The organism is Pseudomonas morbosilactucae, assembly GCF_023241715.1.
Classification (GTDB): domain Bacteria; phylum Pseudomonadota; class Gammaproteobacteria; order Pseudomonadales; family Pseudomonadaceae; genus Aquipseudomonas; species Aquipseudomonas morbosilactucae.
In genome coordinates this window covers 1-1,030 of sequence record NZ_JALQCW010000145.1, presented here as the reverse complement: position 1 = coordinate 1,030, position 1,030 = coordinate 1, and the positions used below count along the sequence as shown (strand labels likewise).

Genomic DNA, 1,030 nt, shown 5'->3' with positions numbered 1-1,030 from the left:
CATGAGGTTGTGCTGGCGGAGTTGCCGATCCAGTACGCCGACTATGCAATCTGGCAACGGCATTGGATGGAGGCAGGCGAGCAGGAGCGTCAGCTAGGTTACTGGCGGCAGCAGTTAGGTGATGAGCAACCGGTTCTGGAGTTGCCATTGGATCGGCCAAGGCCGGCGATTCAAAGCCATCAGGGTGCTCGACTGGACCTGGCGCTGGATGATGAACTGGCGTCGGGGTTGAGGCAGTTGGCACAAGCGCAAGGGGTGACCCTTTTCATGTTGCTGCTGGCGTCGTTTCAGACGTTATTGAGTCGCTACAGTGGGCAAAGTGATATTCGTGTCGGGGTTCCGATTGCGAACCGTAACCGAGTTGAAACCGAGCGGTTGATTGGCTTCTTCGTCAACACTCAGGTTCTGCGGGCACAGGTTGATGGAAGCATGCCTTTTACCGCCCTGATGCAACAAGTCAAGGACGCGGCGCTGGGCGCACAGGAACATCAAGACCTGCCTTTTGAACAACTAGTGGAAGCTTTGCAACCCGAGCGCAGTTTGAGTCATAGCCCGCTGTTTCAGGTGATGTTCAACCATCAAACAGCGGTCCGCTCCGCGACACGCCCAGCGGCTAATCAAAGCCTAAGTATTGAACCTTTGAACTGGGAGACTCAGACGACTCATTTCGACCTGGTCCTCAATACGTTTGAGGCGCAAGACGGTTTGTGGGCGTCGTTGAGTTATGCGACGGACATCTTTGATTCCGGCACAGTGGAAGGCCTGGGGCGTCACTGGCAGACATTGCTCAGAGCTATTGTTGCCCAGCCAGGGCAGTTCATCAGTGAACTGGCATTGCTGGAGCCTGAGGAATATCGACAAATTACCCAAGAGTGGAACAAGAACGACGCTGATTATCCGCTCGATCTGTGTGTCCACCAGTTAATCGAGGAGCAAGTACGGCAACGACCAGAGGCGGTGGCTTTGGTTTATGCGGGTCAGACCTTGAGTTACGCACAACTCAACGCCCGAGCGAATCGTCTTGCGCATT

At 54.9% G+C, this 1,030-nt stretch carries 1 protein-coding gene; it reads left to right on the top strand.

The features are described from left to right. A partial coding sequence (locus M1B34_RS33530) for a condensation domain-containing protein (protein ID WP_268267417.1) occupies positions 1-1,030 on the top strand: 1,030 nt, incomplete at both ends.